At 32.9% G+C, this 22522-nt stretch carries 17 protein-coding genes and 1 pseudogene; 4 read left to right on the top strand and 14 right to left on the bottom strand.

Annotation, left to right across the window (positions count from 1 at the left end; all coding sequences use genetic code 11):
• Nucleotides 1-6 precede the first annotated feature (6 nt).
• A complete protein-coding gene (locus tag ACP3TL_RS07700) occupies nucleotides 7-948 on the bottom strand; it encodes a beta-ketoacyl-ACP synthase III (RefSeq protein WP_069818025.1) in 942 nt (313 codons plus the stop codon).
• A 233-nt stretch (nucleotides 949-1181) separates the two neighbouring features.
• Here ACP3TL_RS07700 and ACP3TL_RS07705 point away from each other — a divergent pair, with 233 nt between their 5' ends.
• Complete coding sequence (locus ACP3TL_RS07705) at nucleotides 1182-1376, top strand: DUF2929 family protein (protein WP_002508112.1); 195 nt, start codon at nucleotides 1182-1184, stop codon at nucleotides 1374-1376.
• Nucleotides 1377-1465: 89 nt separating this feature from the next.
• Here ACP3TL_RS07705 and ACP3TL_RS07710 read toward each other — a convergent pair whose 3' ends face one another.
• Nucleotides 1466-1630: a hypothetical protein gene (locus ACP3TL_RS07710; protein ID WP_176721526.1), complete on the bottom strand. Its 165-nt coding sequence runs from the start codon at nucleotides 1628-1630 to the stop codon at nucleotides 1466-1468.
• Between the two features lie 280 nt (nucleotides 1631-1910).
• Nucleotides 1911-4520: an ATP-dependent chaperone ClpB gene (clpB, locus tag ACP3TL_RS07715; RefSeq protein WP_277575797.1), complete on the bottom strand. Its 2610-nt coding sequence runs from the start codon at nucleotides 4518-4520 to the stop codon at nucleotides 1911-1913.
• A 287-nt stretch (nucleotides 4521-4807) separates the two neighbouring features.
• Here clpB and ACP3TL_RS07720 point away from each other — a divergent pair, with 287 nt between their 5' ends.
• Entirely contained in the window at nucleotides 4808-5227 is a 420-nt protein-coding gene (locus tag ACP3TL_RS07720; RefSeq protein WP_069833054.1) for a nuclear transport factor 2 family protein, read from the top strand.
• A gap of 213 nt (nucleotides 5228-5440) precedes the next feature.
• Here ACP3TL_RS07720 and ACP3TL_RS07725 read toward each other — a convergent pair.
• Together ACP3TL_RS07725 and ACP3TL_RS07730 are read right to left on the bottom strand one after the other, a co-directional pair.
• Nucleotides 5441-5719 (bottom strand): annotated as a pseudogene (locus ACP3TL_RS07725) (SGNH/GDSL hydrolase family protein); the annotation flags it as partial.
• Nucleotides 5720-6113: 394 nt separating this feature from the next.
• A complete protein-coding gene (locus tag ACP3TL_RS07730) occupies nucleotides 6114-6422 on the bottom strand; it encodes a metal-sulfur cluster assembly factor (RefSeq protein ID WP_002508116.1) in 309 nt (102 codons plus the stop codon).
• A 113-nt stretch (nucleotides 6423-6535) separates the two neighbouring features.
• On the opposite strand from ACP3TL_RS07730, the gene ACP3TL_RS07735 reads away from it, so the two are divergent.
• Both ACP3TL_RS07735 and ACP3TL_RS07740 read left to right on the top strand, forming a co-directional pair.
• Nucleotides 6536-7378: a Cof-type HAD-IIB family hydrolase gene (locus ACP3TL_RS07735; protein WP_285326206.1), complete on the top strand. Its 843-nt coding sequence runs from the start codon at nucleotides 6536-6538 to the stop codon at nucleotides 7376-7378.
• A gap of 32 nt (nucleotides 7379-7410) precedes the next feature.
• The gene (locus ACP3TL_RS07740; protein ID WP_069833052.1) at nucleotides 7411-8733 is read left to right on the top strand and encodes a CoA-disulfide reductase; all 1323 of its coding nucleotides are present in this window, start codon (nucleotides 7411-7413) and stop codon (nucleotides 8731-8733) included.
• An 82-nt stretch (nucleotides 8734-8815) separates the two neighbouring features.
• On the opposite strand, the gene ACP3TL_RS07745 is transcribed toward ACP3TL_RS07740, so the two are convergent.
• The 9 genes from ACP3TL_RS07745 to ACP3TL_RS07785 form a co-directional block, all read right to left on the bottom strand.
• Nucleotides 8816-9205: a YisL family protein gene (locus ACP3TL_RS07745; protein ID WP_069833051.1), complete on the bottom strand. Its 390-nt coding sequence runs from the start codon at nucleotides 9203-9205 to the stop codon at nucleotides 8816-8818.
• A gap of 240 nt (nucleotides 9206-9445) precedes the next feature.
• Nucleotides 9446-10351, bottom strand: coding sequence for a fumarylacetoacetate hydrolase family protein (locus ACP3TL_RS07750; protein ID WP_069833050.1), 906 nt, complete (start codon nucleotides 10349-10351; stop codon nucleotides 9446-9448).
• A 113-nt stretch (nucleotides 10352-10464) separates the two neighbouring features.
• Nucleotides 10465-11604 carry a DUF418 domain-containing protein gene (locus ACP3TL_RS07755; RefSeq protein ID WP_069833049.1) on the bottom strand — a complete coding sequence of 380 codons (1140 nt, stop codon included), beginning with the start codon at nucleotides 11602-11604 and terminating at the stop codon, nucleotides 10465-10467.
• A 23-nt stretch (nucleotides 11605-11627) separates the two neighbouring features.
• Nucleotides 11628-15287: a helicase-exonuclease AddAB subunit AddA gene (addA, locus tag ACP3TL_RS07760; RefSeq protein WP_285326280.1), complete on the bottom strand. Its 3660-nt coding sequence runs from the start codon at nucleotides 15285-15287 to the stop codon at nucleotides 11628-11630.
• Entirely contained in the window at nucleotides 15281-18748 is a 3468-nt protein-coding gene (addB, locus tag ACP3TL_RS07765) for a helicase-exonuclease AddAB subunit AddB (protein WP_285326205.1), read from the bottom strand. The genes addA and addB overlap by 7 nt, the downstream gene beginning before the upstream one ends.
• A 296-nt stretch (nucleotides 18749-19044) precedes the next feature.
• Nucleotides 19045-19620 carry a signal peptidase I gene (gene lepB, locus ACP3TL_RS07770; protein WP_069818014.1) on the bottom strand — a complete coding sequence of 192 codons (576 nt, stop codon included), beginning with the start codon at nucleotides 19618-19620 and terminating at the stop codon, nucleotides 19045-19047.
• Nucleotides 19621-19638: 18 nt separating this feature from the next.
• Nucleotides 19639-20157 carry a signal peptidase I gene (gene lepB / locus ACP3TL_RS07775; RefSeq protein ID WP_069833046.1) on the bottom strand — a complete coding sequence of 173 codons (519 nt, stop codon included), beginning with the start codon at nucleotides 20155-20157 and terminating at the stop codon, nucleotides 19639-19641.
• 4 nt (nucleotides 20158-20161) lie between these two features.
• On the bottom strand, nucleotides 20162-20737 hold the full coding sequence (locus tag ACP3TL_RS07780) for a TVP38/TMEM64 family protein (protein WP_069818012.1): 576 nt from the start codon (nucleotides 20735-20737) through the stop codon (nucleotides 20162-20164).
• A gap of 273 nt (nucleotides 20738-21010) precedes the next feature.
• Complete coding sequence (locus ACP3TL_RS07785) at nucleotides 21011-22342, bottom strand: glucose-6-phosphate isomerase (protein ID WP_069833045.1); 1332 nt, start codon at nucleotides 22340-22342, stop codon at nucleotides 21011-21013.
• Nucleotides 22343-22522: the final 180 nt, after the last annotated feature.

Here is a 22522-nt window from a genome sequence, read left to right on the forward strand (position 1 = left end):
ATCCTCCTATTTTCCCCATCTTAAAGTTACAGCGCCCCATGTAAGACCGCCACCAAATCCTACTAATACTAGAACATCATCATCTTTAATCTTGCCATTTTCTAATTCTTGAGAAATGCTTAACGGTATTGAAGCCGCTGAAGTATTCCCATATTTATCTACTGAAACACTCATTTTTTCTTTTGGAATGCCTAAGCGTTCTCGCGCTGATTCCATAATTCTTATATTTGCTTGATGTGGTACAAACATGTCAACGTCTTCAGGGGTTAAATTTGCTTTGGCTACTGCATTGTTAGACGCTTCACCCATAATTCTTACAGCAAATTTAAATACCTCGCGTCCGTTCATGGATATTTTTCCATTTTCAGGATTTAAATATAGATATTTACCGCCTGAACCATCTGAACCCAATTCATAGCTTAAAATACCACGTCCTTCAGATACTTCTCCAATTACAACTGCGCCAGCACCATCACCAAATAAAATTGCAGTTGAACGGTCTGTAAAATCAGTGATTTTAGATAATTTATCTGCACCAACAACAAGTATATTTTTATAGTCTCCTGACTGAACAAATTGCTTAGCATTTATCATGGCATACATAAACCCACTACATGCTGCAAGTTGATCCATTGATGCAACTTTGCCAACGCCTAATTTTTCTTGTAATATGTTAGCAACTGTAGGAAATGGGAAATCCCCAGTTGATGTTGCAACGATAATCATATCAATTTCTGATGCTTCGATATTCGCATCTTCTATCGCTTTTAAACTTGCATGATAAGCTAAATCTGAAGTTTCTTCATCTTCATCTGCCCATCTTCTTTCTTTAATGCCAGTCATTTGTGAAATCCATTTATCTGAAGTTTCTAAAAATGATTCAAAATAGGTATTGTCTACAACATTTTTAGGTGTGTATGCACCAAAACCTTTAATACCCACGTCCATGGTTGTACACCTTCTTATTTTTGATTTTAATTTTAATACCAGGTATTAATTTAACATAATACACATTTCAAATACAAGAACAACAGCTAACTTATAAGATGTTTTACAGATTAATTATAATTTAAACCTTCTATTATAACAATGTAAAACTATGAATCTAACTTTGCTACTATACAAATAGCGCTTTCTTATTTATAATGAACTTATATATATTATATTGGAGGCATTACATAATGAAATACCTCGCAACTTTATTTTGGTCTATTGTCTTATTGCAAATGATTAACTTTGTGCTTAATAGTTTAGCAGGTGGTGGCGAGCTTAACCTCATCACACCTATTGTAGGCGCGATATTTTTCACTATTATTATTGTTTTATTTGAAATGGTTATTAAAGGCAATAATGATGATACAAAGGAACAACATTAGAGCGCGTCTATAATTAGACACGTATAAAATGCCAACAAAGTCAGAGACTTTGTTGGCATTTTTTGTGCACGCTTTCCACGGGCACAATCTCATCCTGTAGTCAGCAGTCGCATCAAATCACTGTCAGCTTTTAAATCTTGATTGCTCATTTCTTCATTCATCTCTAATTTGAGCTTAGGTAAAATCTCTGTTTGTATGAGTTCTTCATAAAGTGATTTCGACTTTTCAATCACATTTTTATACTTCTTATACATAAGACACCTCGTTTTAAAGTTATGTTAGAGTAACTTTATTATACGAAAGTGGCTTATTTTTTTGTATGAATTTATATAATTGTACCGATTTTAACATAGAAAAGCAGCAATCCATTAGAAACTAATAGATTGCTGCTTTTAATTTGAGAATGGGATATTTATGTCTCAGACTCTTATCTACGTGCTACACCATTCCTGTTATTGGGTTCGTATTATTATTTTAAGGTGACGCTCTATTTAAATGTTTTACTTATCAGAAGCTTGTTAATTAAAATTATACTTATTCCGTGTCTGGTTTAATTTCTTCAAATGTCAAACCATCATCCGATAAGTCTATGTTTACTTTCGTGCCTTCTGTTAAGTTTTCTTTAATCATTTTACGTGCCAACGGTGTTTCAATTTGTCTTTGAACAAAACGTTTCAATGGTCGAGCACCAAATTGTGGTTCATACGCTTCTTCACCTAGCCATGCTTTTGCTTTATCAGACACATCAATTGAGAGTCGTTGTGACATAAGTCTGATGTTCAATTGTGCTAATATTTTATCTACAATTAAACTCATATCTCCAATTGTTAATGGTTTAAAGAGTACAATATCATCCATACGGTTGATAATTTCAGGTTTGAAGTATTGGTTTAAGCTATTCATCACAGCTTTTTCAGTTGCATCTGTGATGACACCTGCATCCTTAACGTTTTCTAATAGCACTTGAGAACCTATATTACTTGTCATAATAATAATTGTATTTTTAAAATCAACTTCTCGCCCTTTAGAATCCGTTAAACGACCTTCTTCTAATATTTGTAAAAGCACATTAAATACATCTGAATGCGCTTTTTCAATTTCATCTAACAATATCACTGAATATGGATTACGGCGAACAGCTTCTGTTAATTGTCCACCTTCATCATGACCTACATAGCCTGGAGGTGCACCAATTAAACGTGAAACTGAATGTTTTTCCATATATTCACTCATATCAATACGAATCATATGTTTTTCAGAATCAAATAACGTTGATGCTAATGATTTAGCTAGTTCTGTTTTACCGACACCTGTTGGACCTAAGAATAAGAAACTACCGATAGGTCTATTTGGGTCTTTAATACCTGCACGTGCTCTTACAACAGCATCTGCAACTAAATCTACTGCTTTATCTTGTCCTACTACACGTTCATGTAAAATATCAGATAGATTTAATAATTTTTCTCTTTCAGTTTCAACAAGTTTAGATACTGGTATACCCGTCCAAGAACTAACGATATCGCCAATTTCTTCATCTGTTACTATTTCACGAATAATGCGATCATTATCACCGTTTTGTTCGTTTTGGAATGCATCTTCAAGTTCACGTAATTCTTTTTCTAATTCTGGAATTTTACCATGTTGTAATTCTGCTGCTTTTTCTAAATCATAATTGTTTTCAGCATCTTCTAACGCTTTTCTACTTTCATCTAACTCTGTACGTTTTTCTTGTAGTTTTGCTATTTTACTTTTTTCTTCTTCAACACGAGATTGTATCGCATTTTGTTTTTCTTTTTCATTAGATAATTCTTGTTGCAATTCTTGTAAACGCTGTTTACTTAAATTGTCAGATTCATTTTTTAAGGCACTTTCTTCTATTTCTAATTGCATCACGCGTCTATTGACTTGATCTAGTTCAGTAGGATTAGAACCCATTTCAGTACGGATTGTTGCACAAGCTTGATCCACTAAATCAATCGCTTTATCAGGTAAGAAACGATCTGTGATATAGCGATCTGATAATTCTGCAGCTGCTACGATTGCTTTGTCTTGTATACGGACACCGTGATACACTTCGTAACGCTCTTTTAGTCCACGTAAAATTGAAATTGTGTCTTCTACATCAGGTTCAGATACATTTACTTTTTGGAAACGACGTTCTAAAGCCGAATCTTTTTCAATATATTCTCTGTATTCATTTAACGTTGTTGCACCAATACAATGTAATTCACCGCGTGCAAGCATAGGTTTCAACATATTACCAGCGTCCATAGCGCCTTCTGTTTTACCCGCACCAACAAGCATATGGATTTCATCAATAAATAATAAAATTCTGCCATCTGAATCTTTCACTTCTTTTAATACTGCTTTCAAACGTTCTTCAAATTCACCACGATATTTGGCACCTGCTACAAGTGCACTTAAATCTAATTCAAAAATCGTTTTATCTAGTAAAGATTCAGGCACATCTTTACGTACAATACGTTGGGCCAGACCTTCAACAATAGCTGTTTTACCAACACCAGGTTCACCAATCAATACTGGGTTGTTTTTTGTTTTTCTACTTAAAATTCTGACTGTATTTCTAATTTCTTCGTCACGACCAATGACTGGGTCCATATTACCTTTACGTACTTCTTCAACTAAATCGCGACCATATTTTTCTAATGCTTCATAATTTGATTCTGGATTTTGTGACGTCACGTGATTACCCCCTCTTATTTTTTTAATAATTTCTTCGATGACCTCTTTTTTGTTACCGATAAACTGTTTTGTTGTTTCATCAATTTCCATGGCAGAAAGTATAAGATGTTCCATAGATATATATTCATCTTCATAGGACTTCATATAAGTTTCTGCTTTATTTATAAGTTCATTTGCTTTAGGACTGATGTATTGCCCATATTGAATGTTTTCTCCTTGAACCGATGGATAACTTTTTAATTTTTCATTATATGCTTTAACAAGTTGTTCTGTATCAATATTTGCTCTTTCTAGAACACTTTTAAATAAGCTTTCATTTTCTTCAAGTGCTGCTTTAAGCACAGCTTCAATTTCTATATTTTGATTCTCATTTTCTTTTGCCAATTCAACTGCTTTTTGTAAAGCACCTTGAACTGCATAGGTCATTTGATTAATATCCAAAATGATTCACCTCACCATTAAGAGTTTGATCAAAACAAATCAAGTTTGACTTTGACTTTCTTTGACCTTAATTTAATTATAGTCCTTTTCATTTAAATAATCAACAAATTAGTCTACATTTTAAAATTTATTTTATTCTTTTATAAGTCAGTGTATATCAGTGTTTTGCCCATTTTCTACTACGCTTAAACACTGTTTTTATACTTTTAAATGACATTGTAAAAATTGGATTAAAATATATACTCTGCTAGACTGCTTGTAACTTTACAATAAAGGATGTGTCCAAAATGACCGAAGAAATGAAAACGCCTGTGCCACCTTTCAATGCGCAGACCGCCTTACAAAAAGTGAAAATGGCAGAAACTGCATGGAATACTAGAAATCCAGTACAAGTGTGCTTAGCATATACAGAAGACTCAGTTTGGAGAAATCGTAGTGAATTTTTCGAAGGTCGTGAGCAAATAAAAGCATTTCTTTATAGAAAATGGGATAAAGAACTAGATTATAAATTAATGAAAGCATTGTGGTGCTATACTGACAATCGTATATCTGTTAGATTTGAATACGAATGGCGAGATGCAAGTACAAATCAGTGGATGCGTACACATGGTAATGAACATTGGGAATTTAATGCCAATGGCCTCATGACAAGACGTGATATGAGTGCGAATGACTACCCTATTCATAAAGAAGATAAAAAATATTAAAGAATAAAGGTGCAATTAATCATATTGCTACTTTACGACCACTCTTGACTAGTAAATACAGCAATAGACAAAGACTACAGTTTGAAGCTATTGCCTTGGAAAACATGCATAAAAATGTCGACAAAGCATAAGAATTTGTTGATATTCTGAACGTCCTCAAAAATTGGGGGCGTTTTTATATACTTTTAATCACAAACTTTCACATATTACTTTCTACATTATGCATAATTTTTTAGATAGTATATGTTTTAATATTTCATCAGTCATAGCTTCAATACCTGACTTTTCTAAATGAATACCATTTGGTGCAAAGTATTCAGAGTGACCCTCAAAACGTTTGTACCAATCGATGAGCGTGACATTATCATGCTTTTCAGCTGCATTATTCATCGACACATTAACGTGTCTCTCATACTTTCTTAGTACACGCGTGTTTTTCAAATAAACTTTAGCGCTACTAAATTTACCAATTAATTCATCTAATTGTTCTTCAGATGGTATGGTATGTACTAAATTTTTCTCGATTTTTACTGTATTAAAAGTTTTTTATTCGAACCTGTATCTTTACCTCAATGATCAAAAGCCCCTACAAAAACGAATAGCCTTGGAATCAAAATAATAATCAATATTACAGTTCTAATAAATCTGTCCTTATTAAGCTTATTTAACGTAAATGTTTTGAAGCTATTCTTTCTAAACGGTGTCTTAATATAACCATAAGATAATTCTGCGTAGCGACCTATTACCACAACACTTTTAATGAATTGAACAATATAAAAATAAACACCTTAAATTGCTCAAAGTTTTCAAACAAAAAAACTAGCCTAAGTGAAAGTACATTTAAAAACGTACTTACTAGACTAGTTTTCATTCTAAATATTAAAGCTTAGCTTACGCCTAAAGCAATTTTAGCGTAACGAGACATCTTATCTTTCCCCCATGGTGGACTCCAAACGATATTAATCTCTGTATCCTTAACTTCCGGAACTTCAGCTAATACTTCTTTCACTTGATTCATAATCTGCGGCCCCATTGGACAACCCATAGAAGTCAGTGTCATATCTACTGTGCATAAGCCTTCATCATCAACATTCACATTATATATTAAGCCTAAGTTCACAATATCAATTCCTAACTCAGGGTCAATTACCATTTCTAAAGCACCTAATATGCTATCTTTTAAATCTTCCTCCATAAATTTCACCTCTTCGTATTTAATCTTATTAACAATATATCAAATATCTTACAAAACGCCAATAAAATGCTATGATGTTCATACATCAATTATCAAAGATTAAGGAGATTTACATGAAACCTTATTTAATTTGTCTAGATTTATACGGAACACTTTTGAACGATGAAAAAGTGATCACACCATATACCAAAGAAGTACTAACAACTTTACAAAATCAAGGTCACAAATTAATGATTGCTACTGGTCGACCTTACAGAGCAAGCCAAATTTATTATCATGAACTTAATATGAATACACCTGTCGTTAACTTTAATGGCGCATTTGTACATCATCCAAAAGATGATCAATTTGAAACAATGCATGAAAGATTAGATTTTGATTTAGCTCGAAATATTATTCAATCTTTAAATGATTTTGGCGTTACTAATATTATTGCAGAAGTGAAAGATTATGTATTTCTTAATAGCTATGATCAAAAATTATTCGATGGTTTTTCCATGGGTACGCCAAAAATTGAAACAGGCGATTTACTTACTTGTTTAAATGAATCACCGACTTCAATTTTAGTAGAAGCAGAAGAATTTATGATTCCTAGAGTTAAACAAATGCTTACACGATTCTATGCAGAAAATATTGAACACCGTAGATGGGGTTCACCTTTCCCAGTTATAGAAATTGTAAAACAAGGTATCAGCAAAGCACGCGGTATTGATTATGTTAAAACACATTTAGACATTGATAGAAATCATATTATCGCATTCGGCGATGAAGATAATGATTTAGAAATGATTAAATACGCAAAACATGGTATCGCAATGGAAAATGGCTTGGATGAGTTAAAACATATTGCAAATGAAATCACGCATTCAAATAATAATGATGGTATTGGTCGTTACTTAAATGATTACTTCCAATTAAACATTCCGTATGAAGTAACTGTAAAATCTTATATTTAATATGAGATTTACTCACTAGGAGGCAATTTATTATGAATAAAATCGTAGTCGTTGGTGCTGTTGCTGGTGGTGCGACCGTTGCCAGCCAAATAAGAAGATTGGATCAAGAAAGTGAAATCGTGGTCTTCGAAAAAGATCGTGATATGAGTTTTGCGAACTGTGCATTGCCCTATTATTTAGGAAATGTCGTAGCATCAAGAGATCAAATATTAGAAGCAACACCAGAATCATTTTACGATGCTAAACAAATTGTAGTGAAACCTTATCATGAAGTAACCTCAATCAATGATACTTCACAAACCATAACTGTTTACGATTACGTACAAGATAAAACCTTTGAAGAACGATATGACACATTAATTCTAAGCCCTGGTTGTAGCGCTAATACGTTAAACTTAAACAGCGATATGACATTTACTTTAAGAAATATGGAAGATACAGATGCAATTGAATCCTTTATAGAAGCAAACCAAGTAAAAAAAGCACTCGTAATCGGCGCTGGCTATATTGGTTTAGAAATTCTAGATAATTTATATGAAAGAGGTATCGCACCTACATTAGTCCATCGTTCAACACATCTCAATAAATTAATGGACGAAGACATGAATCAGCCAATTATCGATGAAATTGAGAAAAGACATATAGACTATCGTTTAAATGAACAAGTGTCCAAAGTCATTGGTAATGAAGTACACTTTGAGTCAGGTAAAGTCGAAGATTACGACCTTATAATAGAAGGTATCGGAGTCAAACCAAATTCAGCATTTATTGAGTCATCCAATGTCATTCTTGATGACAAAGGCTATGTGCCAGTGAATGATCAGTTTCAAACTAACATTCCTAACATCTATGCTTTAGGCGATATTATCACTTCACATTATCGCCATGTAGATTTAAATGCACATATCCCGTTAGCTTGGGGTGCTCATCGTGGTGCAAGTATCATTGCAGAACAATTAGCCGGTGACCCATCTATACAATTTAAAGGCTATTTAGGTTCAAATATTGTGAAATTTTTCGATTATACATTTGCAAGTGTCGGTGTATCTCCACAAGAACTTTCGAACTTCGACTATGGAACTGTTGAAGCCAAACAAGGAGAACATGCCGGTTATTATCCAGGTAATTCAAAGTTACATTTACGCATTCATTTTGACAAAACGAACCGACGTATTTTACGTGCGGCTGCTGTTGGAAAGAAAGGTGCAGACAAACGTATAGATGTGCTCTCTATGGCAATGATGCATAAATTAACTATAGACGAACTAACAGAATTTGAAGTTGCTTATGCCCCGCCCTATAGTAGACCTAAAGATATCATTAATATGATTGGTTACAAAGCGCGTAATAAATAGCACTAATGATTCAAACTAAAAAGGGATCTTCCAAAATTGGAAGATCCCTTTTTAGTTGAACTTGATTTATGTTTTAAATTTTTTATAAACCAAATAGTTGCGTAATTGGTCCCCATGGCAAGATAACACCTAAAAGCATAGTAATTAAAATAACAATAATCGTTGTCCACAATAAACTATGACTTGATTGACCTTTTTTACGTTTTGCAAGTGACACTTCCATGAGTGCAACTACTGCTACGCCACCAATCATTTTCAATGTAAGTAACATATGCCCACCAGCGTTACCAGATGAAAATGCTTGAATCCACGTCCAAAAACCTGAAATTAAAACTAATACCATAAACACTCTTAAGAGCATATGAATCGGTTTAAAGTAAGGTGATGCGCCTTGTTTTACTGAAAAATTAAAATAAGCAGCAAAGAACAAGATTATTAATAACACCCAACTTGCAATATGCATGTGTAACATAATATATAACCCCCACACAATTTTTACTTCAATAATATGTAAAACAGAAGTATGTTGCACCTTTTAATTAGTAAAATAAAAGGTGCCTTTCTTAATCATACTCAAAATAAGTATATTTTTCAAAAAAGAAATTCTGCACTACTTATTTTATTTGAATATGCCCATTATTGCAATGTTAATTCTATTTTTCGCATATTAAAACCGGGCATCACATACGTTAGCCCGGTTAATATATATCGTTTATTTTTCTGCGATAAAATTAGTCAGTGTACCAATGTTATCAATTGTAACTTTAACTTCATCACCTGGTTGTAAAAATTGCGGAGGATTCATTCCTGCGCCTACGCCAGCAGGTGTGCCAGTTGCAATAATGTCACCTGGATGTAAAGCAACATATTTAGAAATTTCTTCAATTAATTCATCTATTTTAAGAATCATTGCACTCGTATTACCATCTTGACGAATATCATTGTTTACTTTTGTAACAATATTCACGTCTTCAGGTGTAGGTAATTCATCTTTAGTTACGATGTAAGGTCCAACTGGGCATCCGCCAGTTAAACTTTTAGATAAGAATGCTTGATCTTGTGCATCTTGAGCTTTACGGTCTGTAATATCATTAATAATTGTATAACCGTAAATGTAATCTAATGCTAAGCCTTTTGGTATTTTTTCACCAGATTTTCCAATAACAATACCTAATTCCCCTTCATAATCTAATTGATCTGTAATATCTTTATGATTAGGAATTGTACTATTATCTCCAGTTAATGAAGAAGCGGCTTTAGTAAATACGTACAAGCGTTGAACTTGGTGATTTAATTCGTTAGCATGATCTTGATAATTACGTCCAAAGGCAATGACATTATTAGTTGGTGTTACTGGTGGTAAAAATTCAATGTCAGCAAATTGTACTTTATAATCTTCGCCTTTACCACTATCCTCTGCAGCAACAACTGCTTTACGAACTTCTTCTTGAAAATCTACGACTTGGTTTTGTTGAAGGCCGTCTAATAACGTTTTAGGATGGAATGTGCCCTCAGAAAAATCTGCAAAAACTTTTTGTAAGTCCCACGCAGCTTCTTCACGTTTTACTTTCACACCATATGATGTCTGTCCTTCATGTCTGAATGATAGGAATTTCATTCAATATCAGCTCCTCATCTATATCTTATTACATATTATAACTATATTTACTACTAAATAACAAATAAATAACTAGAATTTTCAAAATTCTATTGTTTTGTCTCTAATGTGTCTTATTTTAAGTAAGTAATTTTTCGCCATAACCACTCGATGGGTCCATATTTAAAGAATTTCAAATAATAATAACAAGCTAAAAGTTGCAAACTATATACCACTACTACAATAATATAAGATTGATAGAGCGGTAACTTGTTGTATAAACTTAAGCCTACGTCATAATAAATGAATGTGAAAATGATACTTTGTGATATATAAACTGATAAACTGAGTTTTCCAGGATATTTAAAAATGTCTAGTACTTTCGCAGTTTTGGCATATTGACATAAACGAACAAAGATCAAAATGTATCCCATCGCAAGAATCGGACCGCCAACCATTGAACTTATGATTGAAAATGTATTGTTTGCATAATCTAAAGCAAATGGAAGTTTAATAAAATAACCGATAATAAATAAAGTACTGCCCCAAGTCATGGCACTGCGTGGGTTGTTTTGAATCTTAGTTATTAAACTTAATTTTTGTGCGGCAATACCTATAAGTATGTAAGGTAAAAGATCAAGATATGCAGCTCTTGTAACAATATCTATAACACTATATTTACTTTCCAATCCATTAACTTGTAAGAATTCAAAGTAATGACCGTTTTGTTTGATATCAACCAATTGTGCGAGTGACTTACCTGAATAATTACTCGCTTCATGTCGTCCTTTATTCCAGTACGCTAAAGAAATTGGAATCACCAATATGACAATTTTCATTATAAATAAACCAACAGCTGATTTAATTAAAGTCTTAGGTTTCAATTTGATAAATAACACTGCAATCATACCGGTAAAACCATAACCAAATAAAATATCTCCATTAAATAAAAAATAGCCATGTAGTACACCAAAAATAATTAAAACTACTAATCTTCGATATATAAAAGGATAATAAGACATCCCTCTACGTTTACTATTTTCATACATAATGGCTAATCCATATCCAAATAACATTGTAAATATTGGATAAAATGAACTGATAACGAAAAGTGTAACAACGCGGAATAGCCATTCATCGGCGCCGTGCAATACTCCAGGTAGATATGTTTCCTCATAAGGAAAACTAAAAACTAAAATATTCATTAATATGATGCCAAACAAACTAAAACCACGTAATGCATCTAATTCAAATAATCTGCGTTGCGGTGACACAATATAGCACCTCTTTTGGAAATTTAAGTATCAATTGTAAGTTGACCAAATTTAAAGAAATATAAATATCCTTTAACTTCGGTTTTTAATATTGTTTCTAGTGTGGTGCGGTAATATTCCATCTGTATCTTATAACGCTCTCTTAATTGAGCACCAATTTCTTCATCTGACATATTTCGACGTCTATTAAATGCGTCTGTCTTATAATCTACAAAATAATATTGATTATCTTTTAAAAATATAAGGTCTATCATACCTTGAATGATTGAAGCATCTTCGTCAACTGTTTTTAAATGATCCACATTGGATTGATTCACAACGAATGGTAATTCACGATATATTTCATCACTGGATGCAATGGTTGCATATAGTTTACTATCAATAAAAGTGTAGATATCCTCATAGCGAATATCGTCTTTCGCATCTTCCGGTATGATATGTTTTTCAATCATGTGATCAATATGTGCATGTAATTCACTTTGTGATAGGCCGTCGCGTTTAAATGGTAGATGTTGCATCACTGTATGCATCAGTGTACCAACTTCATTTGCTTTCCTTTTAGAGCTATGACTTAAAAAGCCAGGTCTTTCATAAGACGATGTTCCTATACGATATTGTCTCACTCTATCATAATTTGTATCTGCTTGTTCCGTGTCTAATTGACGTTTTAATTCAGATACGGACTGCTTCGAAGGTTTATCGATAGCATCTTGATACGGATACGTATAGCTCAGCTGTTGATGAATTTGTGATTTAATTGCTTCATCATTCGTATTCATTGTCTCAATATCTTCTATCGTGCGACGTTCACTTTCTTCTACTACCGCTTCTGATGCAATATCTTGATAAAAATCTGTATTCAATTGAACATAGGGTTTCATCGTTGCATCGATGTCACCAATTGAGCGTTCAAAACGCAATTCAATCGGTAAAGCAGACGACTGATGTTTTGACAATATTGGGTAAATCATATCAATCGGTCTTTGCGCAGTTAGTCGATAACTTACAGGCAAATGGGTATCCGACACAGAAACTTGTTCAAACTGAGTTAATTCCTTCTCATCCTTAACACGTCCAATTAAAAATAATTGTTCTTTTGCACGTGTGAGCGCAACGTATATGAGTCTCATTTCTTCAGAGACCATTTCTTTTTCTGCAATGGCTTTATACGTAACGGATGATAGCGAAGGGTACGATAAGTTACTTTCCACATCGTAATAAGTCATTCCTAAACCATAAGTTTGATTTAAGATCACTGGTCTATGTAAATCATCTCTTCTGAACTTACGAGATAACCCAGAATATATTACAAATGGAAATTCTAACCCTTTACTACTATGAATCGTCATCATTCTAACCACATCATCATTTGGACCAATAACGTTTTCTTCTCCAAAATCTTTGCCACGTTCTATTAATTCATCTATAAAACGTATAAATTGATATAAACCACGGAAACTGGAATTCTCAAATTCTACTGCTTTATTAAATAATCCATATAAATTGGCGCGACGCCCTTTGCCTCCAATAATTCCACTAAAATATTGAATCACATAATGATCATTATAAAACTTATCAATCAGCTGATAAACTGGATGACTTTGGCTATAATGTTGATACATCTCTATATCTTTTAGAAACGCATCTAATTTTTTTACCAATTTTTTATTTGCAACATCATTTGCCATATAATTTTTAATTGATTGATAAAAATAATCATCATTAGGACTAAATACGCGGATATTTGATAATTCATCTTCAGTGAATTGATAAATCACTGAACGCATTAATCCTACTAAATAGATATCTTGTAATGGATTATCAACTGTTCTTAAAAATGATAATATCAACCGTATTTCTACTTGTTCAAAATACCCTTCCTTACTATTCACATGGAACGGTATATTGTGGTCTTTAAACGCCTGTTGAATCTTACGCGCCTGGCCATATGAACGTTCAAGTATCACGATGTCTTTATAGCTTGGTTTACGATATTGCTCTAATTTCATATCATATATTTCATGTTTAGCCATTATTTTTTCAACTTGCTGAATTATATACTCAGCTTCTTGTTCTGCACCGTTTAAATCAGACTCAGCATCTTCTACCAACATATTCATCTGAACATCATGAGGCTTATCATCGTAAGGGGCGCCATAATACAATTGTGCCGCATCGTCATATACAATTTCCCCTACTGCTTGATCCATCATATGTTTGAATAAATAATTAGTCGTTGTCAGTACTTCTTCTCTTGAACGGAAGTTTTGTGATAAATCAATTCTCATACCATTTTCTAAGCCATCTAATGAAAAACGATTATATTTTCCTATAAATAAACTTGGATCTGCCTGTCTAAATTTATAGATAGACTGTTTCACGTCACCGACCATGAATAAGTTGCCATCTGATTCATTACCTCGTTTAATACACGATAATATTTTCTCTTGAACTCTGTTCGTATCTTGATATTCGTCAACAAGAATTTCTTCAAATTGTTGGCGGTACATGTCCGCAATTTCTGAAGGCGTACCGTCATTATTCATTAATACACGCAACGCAAAATGTTCATAATCAGAAAAATCCAAGAGATTTCTACTTCTTTTTTTCGAATTAAATTGCTTTATTACATCTGCTGTCACTTGTGTTAGATATGATACTCTCGGTGCTAAGCGTTGCATATCATGTTTCAATTCTTCAGCTTCACGTGAAAAATAATCTTCCTGAACTTTTGAGACCAATGCTTTATATTGATCATAGTGTTTTTTACCATCATCATATGCATCAAGCATCATCTCATTCGCTTCTTTAATCTTCTTGTTCTTAGCTGGAAAACGCGCTTCAAATTGGTGTTCAGCAATGACTTGCGTATTCAATTGACCGCCTTCCATCGCTTGATTTAAAAAGTGTCGTTCCTTCTCTAATACAACTACTTGTTTATCTACTTCTTCTAGCATCATGAATAAATCATAACTTTTATTCAACGCTTCTAATGCTGAATTCATAAAAATCATTGCTAAATCATTCAGTAATTGTAGTAAATCATCTTGTTGCTCCGCATCATAATAAGGGGTAGCTAAATTTTGCAACCAAGTTATAGGATTTGGATTCGCCACGCTAAAATAAAACATTTGTTTAATCGTATTTCGTAGTTGATCATCATTTCGATCAGATGATAACTGTTCTGTTAAATCTACGAAACTTGGATCTAACACATCATAATGACTTTCCAATACTTCATCAATCGTCTGTTCAAGCAGTAAAATATTTTCCGCCTCACTGCTTGTTCTAAAGTTAGGATCAATATCCAAAACATCGTAATGATGTTGTATTAATTTCAAACAAAAACTATGGAGTGTAGAAATTTGTGCTTGATGAATTTTGATACGCTGATTTTTCAAATGTGCATTATCAGGTGATGCTATGGATGCTTCTTGAATACGTTGATCTACACGATATTTCATTTCACGTGCACTTGCGTTTGTAAAAGTCACTACAAGTAAGCGATCAACATCTATTTCATCTTTGATAATTCGCTGAATAATACGCTCAACTAAAACAGCTGTTTTTCCTGATCCTGCAGCCGCAGCTACAAGTACATCTTGTCCTTTGGCATAAATACTTTTCCATTGGTTATCAGTCCATCTTGTATCAGCTGGCTTTGCTGGGATTTGACTCATAATTCATCTTCCTCGCTTTCTAACTCGACATTTTGCACTGCTTCTAACGGATTAATCGACTCATCTACAGTACGATAACGTTTGCTATCAATCGCACCATCTACATGACATACAGATTTATAATTACAAAATTCACAAGGCAACGTTTGATTATATTTCATCGGTGCAACTTCTGTATGGCCATCCATAATACTGGATGCAGTTTCAATAAAGTTCTTTTTATTATGCTTTATTAATTTATAAATTGTTTCTTCATCAGCAACTTTACTGTTACTTTTAATTCCTCCGTCTTTTTTCAATCCAAGTGGTACAATATCAGAATTATAACTTGGTTCTAATCTTGTATCAAAAGCGTCTAATACAGAGTCATCACTATTTAATAACCCACTTAATTTAAATGAATTTATAAACTCTGTATCTCGTTTATCTTCGTTTAATTGGTTCCATGCCAATTTAATACGCGGTTCATGTACATGAAAATATAAAAGCCCTCCTGGTTTAGTCATCTCTGTTAAACCTAGACGTGATTTATTTTGTAACACGATATCCATATACGTCATCATCTGCATTTGCATACCATAATAAACTTTAGTTAAATCCAGTGTTCCACCATATTTTGAAGACTTATAATCAATAATATTCACAAAACTTTGATTACCATGCTGATATGTATCAATACGGTCAATTTGTCCACGAATGTTGATTGGAACACCTTGTGTTGTCTTCAATGGCTCAGCTAACAATTCACTATTATCACGTGGCTTTCTTCTAAACCCTGCTTCAAAACGTTGTGGCGTGAATTTTGTATGACTGCCTTGATATTTGAGCGCAGTCAATGTTGTCTCAACTATAGCACCGATACGTTGTGATAAATAACGGTAGTAAGCCGTTGAATTCAACAAGTTAAATTGAACTTCAGGTAGTATTTCAGATAAAGCCTCTACTGTTAATTTATGAATTTGCTTCGTGTTTAAGTTTTTAAAATCACCATTCACTTTTTCTGAAATGAATTTCAACACTTGATGGAAAATATCGCCTAATTCAAAATTTTCAAGTTTGTATTTTGTACGTTCGTTAAGTCGTAAGCCATGTGATGCGAAATGTTTAAATGGACAGGCCTGATACCCTTCAAATCTGGATACACTTGCATTAATCGTCTTACCATATAAATCTGTAGACAATGATTCACTTAATTGTACTGTTTCATTATCATACGTTAATGCCGACAATAAATAACTCAAACCATCGTTTAAGTTATCATCGTCTCTCATCACTTGATATGTGTCTAACCATGTGTCAGCGACAATTTCATCATCTAACCATGCTTTTAATGATTCAAATAATGCAATTTTAGTTTGATGTGGATGTTCCATTAATGACAATGGGTTAGCTTGGTGTTGATGATGAATATTTTCAATGTCTAAATTTGTGTATAACTGTTGAATTTGATTTAAAAATGGGCTCGGTTCTTTTTCATCTCCACTTGTGCTCATCAAAGAATAAGAAAATGTTACAGCTGCACGGCTTCTTGTCATAGCAATGTAGCACACAAATGCTTCATCCATTTGTAATATATCTGCCGTTGGACTCAATTCTATCGTTGACTGTTCTTGGAAGTATTTCTTTTCATCGTCTGTAATCAAACTCGATGATGAAACGGTTTGTGGCATGACCCCATCATTTACACCGACAAGGTATACATGCACTTTGTTATCAACTTTAGCTAAATCCATTGTCCCTATGCTCACTTGATCAATCGTTTGTGGTATCATCACAAATTCTAATTGCTCTAATCCAATATCAAACAATTCTAAAAAACGTGTCTGAGTCATAGTCTGTTCGCCAAAAACAGTAACTAAATCGTCCAATGTTTGAATAAAACCATTCCATATCTGGTCAATTTCTTCTGCTTTTTTATGTTCACCCTCAACATCTAATGTGTCTCGCTCTGTCATCAATTGACTTGGTAAATCAAATGCTTCTATCGCTTCATAAAAAGCTGTCGCAAATTTAATTGCAGTTGTAGCAGTATTCATTTTTTCTTCAAACATCATCACTTTATCAATAACATCTGTTTTCATTTGAATTACACGTTCAAACGTTTCACGTTCTTCATCAGTTAATGGTTGGCGTTTTAAGCCCATTTTCCTAAATTGTTCAACATGGAAGTATTTTTCATCAATCCAACGTTTGCCATAGATACCCCGTTCAAGTACAAAGTTTTCTAAAATATCAATAAGATAATGACTATCTTTAAACTTTTTAGATAGTATATTTGTCTTAAATAGACGCATGAGTGGATCAAAATTCCAATTCGTTTGTATAACTTCAATGAGTGAGCGTATCATTTCCATAATAGGGTGATGCGTCATAGATTCTTTAATGTCTATATTGTATGGAATATCGTATTGCGGCAAAATCGATTCCATTAAATATGCATAAGATTCATCTCTATATAAAATTGCGATATCTTGAAAACGTCGACCTTGTTCGCGGTTTTCTCTCAATATACGACGCGCTACTTCATTAATTTCTTCACGCATTACAGAGGCCTCTAGAATTTCAATATTACCTTGTACCGGGATTGGCTCGAATTGCAATGCATTAAAGTTATGCTCTAAATGTGTTAAATCATTATTGTTAAAACGCTTTGTTTCGTTAAAATGTTTAGTATTCACCTTAATATTTAAGTCATTAGCGATGTCTTCAATATGCGTTAAAGATTCAGATGGTTTTCTAAATAAACTAAACGTATCTTTGTCTCCATCTGTAGTTAACACCACGGTAACCTTTTTCGCATAACTTACTAAGCTTCGAATAATTTGATATTCTAACGTCGAAAAGTTATGAAAACCATCGATATATATTTCAGCTCGCTTCAACCACTCAGATTGATCCATCATCGTTATAAAGCGTTGAAGAGAATCCTCAGTTGATACATATTCACCATTTATTCTATCTTCTAAATGTTTATAAATGAGCGCAATGTCCTGCAATTTATGTTTCGTGCGTGTTTGTAAGTGATTTGCAGCTATATATTCCTCTAATTGTTCTGGAGAAACTGCATATTTTTTAAAATCTTGTATTTGTTCATAAAGTTTTTCACTAAAACCATAGTATTTAACTTGAGAGCGATAAAGTTTCAACTCTGTTTGATGTTGTTGGATGATATCATAAATCATCATCTCTGTACCTGCTTTTGATAACTGTTGTTCCATCAAGCCACCGACTTCTTGAAACACGCGGTAACTCAAATGTTCAAAGTGTAGCACTTCTGTTCTAAGACTACCACTTAGTTCAGGATCGTTTACAAATGCTTGTTCGAGTTGAAAAGTATTTTGCGTAGGAGCAATTAATACAATGGGATCACCTAGTGGATCTTGTTTCATTTTACTTTTAATTTCTTCAATGATTTCATGTGACTTCCCTGTTCCTGCTCTTCCAATATAAGCATTTAATTCCATGGCAAACTTCCACTCCTTTGATTCACATTTTAACATAGAAAAGCTTGTACATTGTGAATCTTTAACCTGATTTCTCCAACTCTGTTAAGTATGTGAACCAGTTGTTTATAAAAACAAAATGAACCTTCATATGTATTTTCAAATTCCCTAATCATCTCTGATTTAAATTACCACTACACCGATGAATGAAACTTATTTATTTTGATAGATTTTTATAAAAAAAAAGTGCTAATCCATTAAATTAACAGATTAGCACTTTTTTATTATATTAGGTATCTATGCCTTAAATTCGGTTATTATTTATTTTGATCTGTATCAGGATCAAAACCAAATTTCATTTCATTAAGTGGCCAGAAACTAAATGATACTTTACCAACGACTTGATCTTCATCTATTAAACCAAATGAACGGCTATCTTTACTTACTTCACGATTATCACCGAGCACAAGTAGCTTGTCTTCAGGAATTTTATTTTTTCCATCTACTTGGTTTAAATCTTTTGTTTCAAAGCTACCTGTAATATATTCATATTGTTTATTTTTTTTGTTTGAATCTAAATATGGTTCTTCTACTTCTTTACCATTTACAAACAATTTATCTTTTTTATATTCAACGTTATCGCCTGAAGTACCGATAACGCGTTTAACATAGTCGCTTTCTTTATTTGCATGAAAGACAATGACGTTACCATTTTTTATATCGCCAAATTTATAACCAAACAAATTGACCATGACACGTTCGCCGTCTTTTAGCGTAGGATCCATGGAATCACCTTTAACAGTATATGGTTTTGCCACAAAATTTACAATTAGTAATACTAACGCTACTGCAACGACAATCGACACAATCCATTCCAATATCTCTTTTTTCAATTTTTACACCTCGTCTATTTAATTAAAGTTCACTGTGAATTTTCCAAATGGAAAATATCTCAAACTCACATTTCCAATAATATCTTCTTTCTGTATAAATCCAGTCGTTCTAGAATCTTGTTTATTTTCACGATTATCATTGAGTACAAAATAAGCATTCGGGGGAATGATATCTCCTTCAGATTGCTTAATATTTCTAAGTGATAAATCATTTATACTACTGCTCGCATAAGGCACATCAACTGTCCTGTCATCTCTATATAACGTCCCGTTCTTATACGCAATAGATTGCCCAGGTTTGCCGATAATTCTACTAAATTGAATTTCATCGCCTTCACGATACATTATAATATCATTATTATCTAATAAGTTAAATGTAGTTTTAATCTTATTTACAATAATTCGATCATCTTGTTTAAGGTTTGGTGCCATCTTATCATCCTTTATGACAGCACCTGTAATTACAAACGCTTGTATCAATAGTACAATAATAATCGCAAATATTATGGAAATCAAATGTTTTAATATAAATCGCACGCTGTCACTCCTCTGAAGAATGCATAAAATGTTTCTCTATTTTTCGTCCTACAAACCATACTATTAAAATGACGATGATGATAGTTATCAATCTTATAGGACTTGTGAATAAGGTTGTAATATCATTCCCCAACCAACCTACAAGCCCAATCATAACGAATTTTGAAGCTATAAGAACGGTCAAATAGGCATGTGCTTTAATATGCGATAAACTTGCGACAATATTGACTAGTGCACTTGGTGTAAATGGAAAACACATTAAAATAAAAATTGGAAGGACACCTTTTCTATCAATGAAATGTATCAATCTCTGAACAGATGTACGTTGTTGTATTTTCTTCATATAACGTGTATGCGTAAGCCTTCTAAAAAATAGGAACACAATATAACTACCAGCTACTGTGCCTATCCAAGCCAATAAAGTTCCGATGATAAAACCGTAAGCATTCACGTTAACAATGACAAATACAATGATTGGCAAAATAGGAATAAAGGCTTCAATAAATGGCAGTAAAAAACCTACAATATATCCTAAGTTTCCGAATAAATCAAACCAATATTGTACTTGTTCTTCTGTCATCTAACCCATCTCCATCATTTCTATTGATTATAATTATAAGTGTAACATCCTGTTTTTAAAACTATAAAGTACTAGATTTAATATAAATCAGTCTCAAGAACGAAAAAAGCATCATGTCAGAGACTTATAGTATTGATGACCATGATATGCTTGAAAAATTATAGCTAATTATTATACATTTTAGCGTTATAAATATAGAAAAGACCCATTCCAAATTTATCTTTGGAATGGGTCTTTCATTAAAGCATCGTTTTAATGCAATAATTTATTGTATTATAAACGTTTTTCTAATTCTGCTTTTTTATCTTCAAATCCAGGTTTACCTAATAAAGCAAACATATTTTGTTTGTATGCTTCAACGCCTGGTTGATTGAATGGATTCACGCCTAATTGGTAACCACTCATTGTACAAGCCAATTCGAAGAAGTATACGATATAACCAAATGTTTCTTCATCTAAACGAGGAATATCAACAACAATATTTGGAACGCCACCATCTGTATGCGCTAATAGTGTACCTTCAAAAGCTTTTGTATTCACTTCATCTATTGTTTTACCTGCTAAGTAATTTAATCCATCTAAATTATCATTATCTTCTTCTATAGTAATGTTTTGTTTTGGATTATTTACTTTTACTACTGTTTCAAATAAGAAACGACGTCCTTCTTGAACATATTGGCCAAGAGAATGTAAATCCGTTGTATAGTTTGCACTTGAAGGGTAAATACCTTTGAAGTCTTTACCTTCTGATTCGCCAAATAATTGTTTCCACCATTCATTGAAATATTGCATTGAAGGGTCGTAGTTGATTAACATTTCAGTGTCATAACCTTTTGCATATAAAACGTTACGGATTGTTGCATATTGATAAGCAATATTGTCTTCTATGTTTTCTGATGACAATTCTTTACGTGCTTTAGCCGCACCTTCCATCATTGCTTTAATATCAATTCCAGCAACCGCAATTGGTAATAAGCCCACTGCAGTTAATACTGAATAACGGCCACCAATATCATCAGGCACAACAAATGTTTCATAGCCTTCGTTTGTAGCTAATTCTTTTAATGCACCTTTTTCTTTATCTGTAGTTGCAAAAATACGTTTTTTCGCTTCATCTTTGCCATATTTATTTTCAAGTAATTGTTTAAACAATCTAAATGCAACTGCTGGTTCAGTTGTTGTACCAGATTTTGAAATTACATTGACTGAGAAATCTTTTCCATCTAAATAATCAATTAACTCTTGTGTATATGTTGAAGATAAATGATTACCTACAAAGACGATTTCTGGATACTCATCACTATTTCTAAATGAAGAAGTTAACATTTCAATAGCTGCACGTGCACCTAAATATGAACCGCCGATGCCAATTACTACAAATACATCTGTATTCTCTTTAACACGTTTAGAAGCTTCTAAAATACGTGAAAACTCTTCTTTATCATAATCAACAGGAAGGTCTATCCAACCTAAGAAATCACTACCAGCGCCTGTTCCTTCATGAATTGTTTTATGAATTGATTTAACGATATCTTTTTGTTGTTGTAGTTCGTGTTCTCCAAAAAATTCTAAAGTTTTACCATAATCTAATTGAATATGAGTCATTTGATATTGCCTCCAGTGTTTTTAGTTTCAATATAATATTACTAAGTTTATTTTGACTATTCAAACAACTAGCCTATAATCAGTCATAAATTATGACAATTTTGCTAATTATCTTTAGCGCTTCAGTTTTTTTATTCATTATTATATACATATTGATAAAATCCTTTAATCAATATTTTT

This window comes from Staphylococcus caseorum (genome assembly GCF_049943195.1).
In the GTDB taxonomy this organism is placed as follows: Bacteria; Bacillota; Bacilli; order Staphylococcales; family Staphylococcaceae; genus Staphylococcus; species Staphylococcus equorum_A.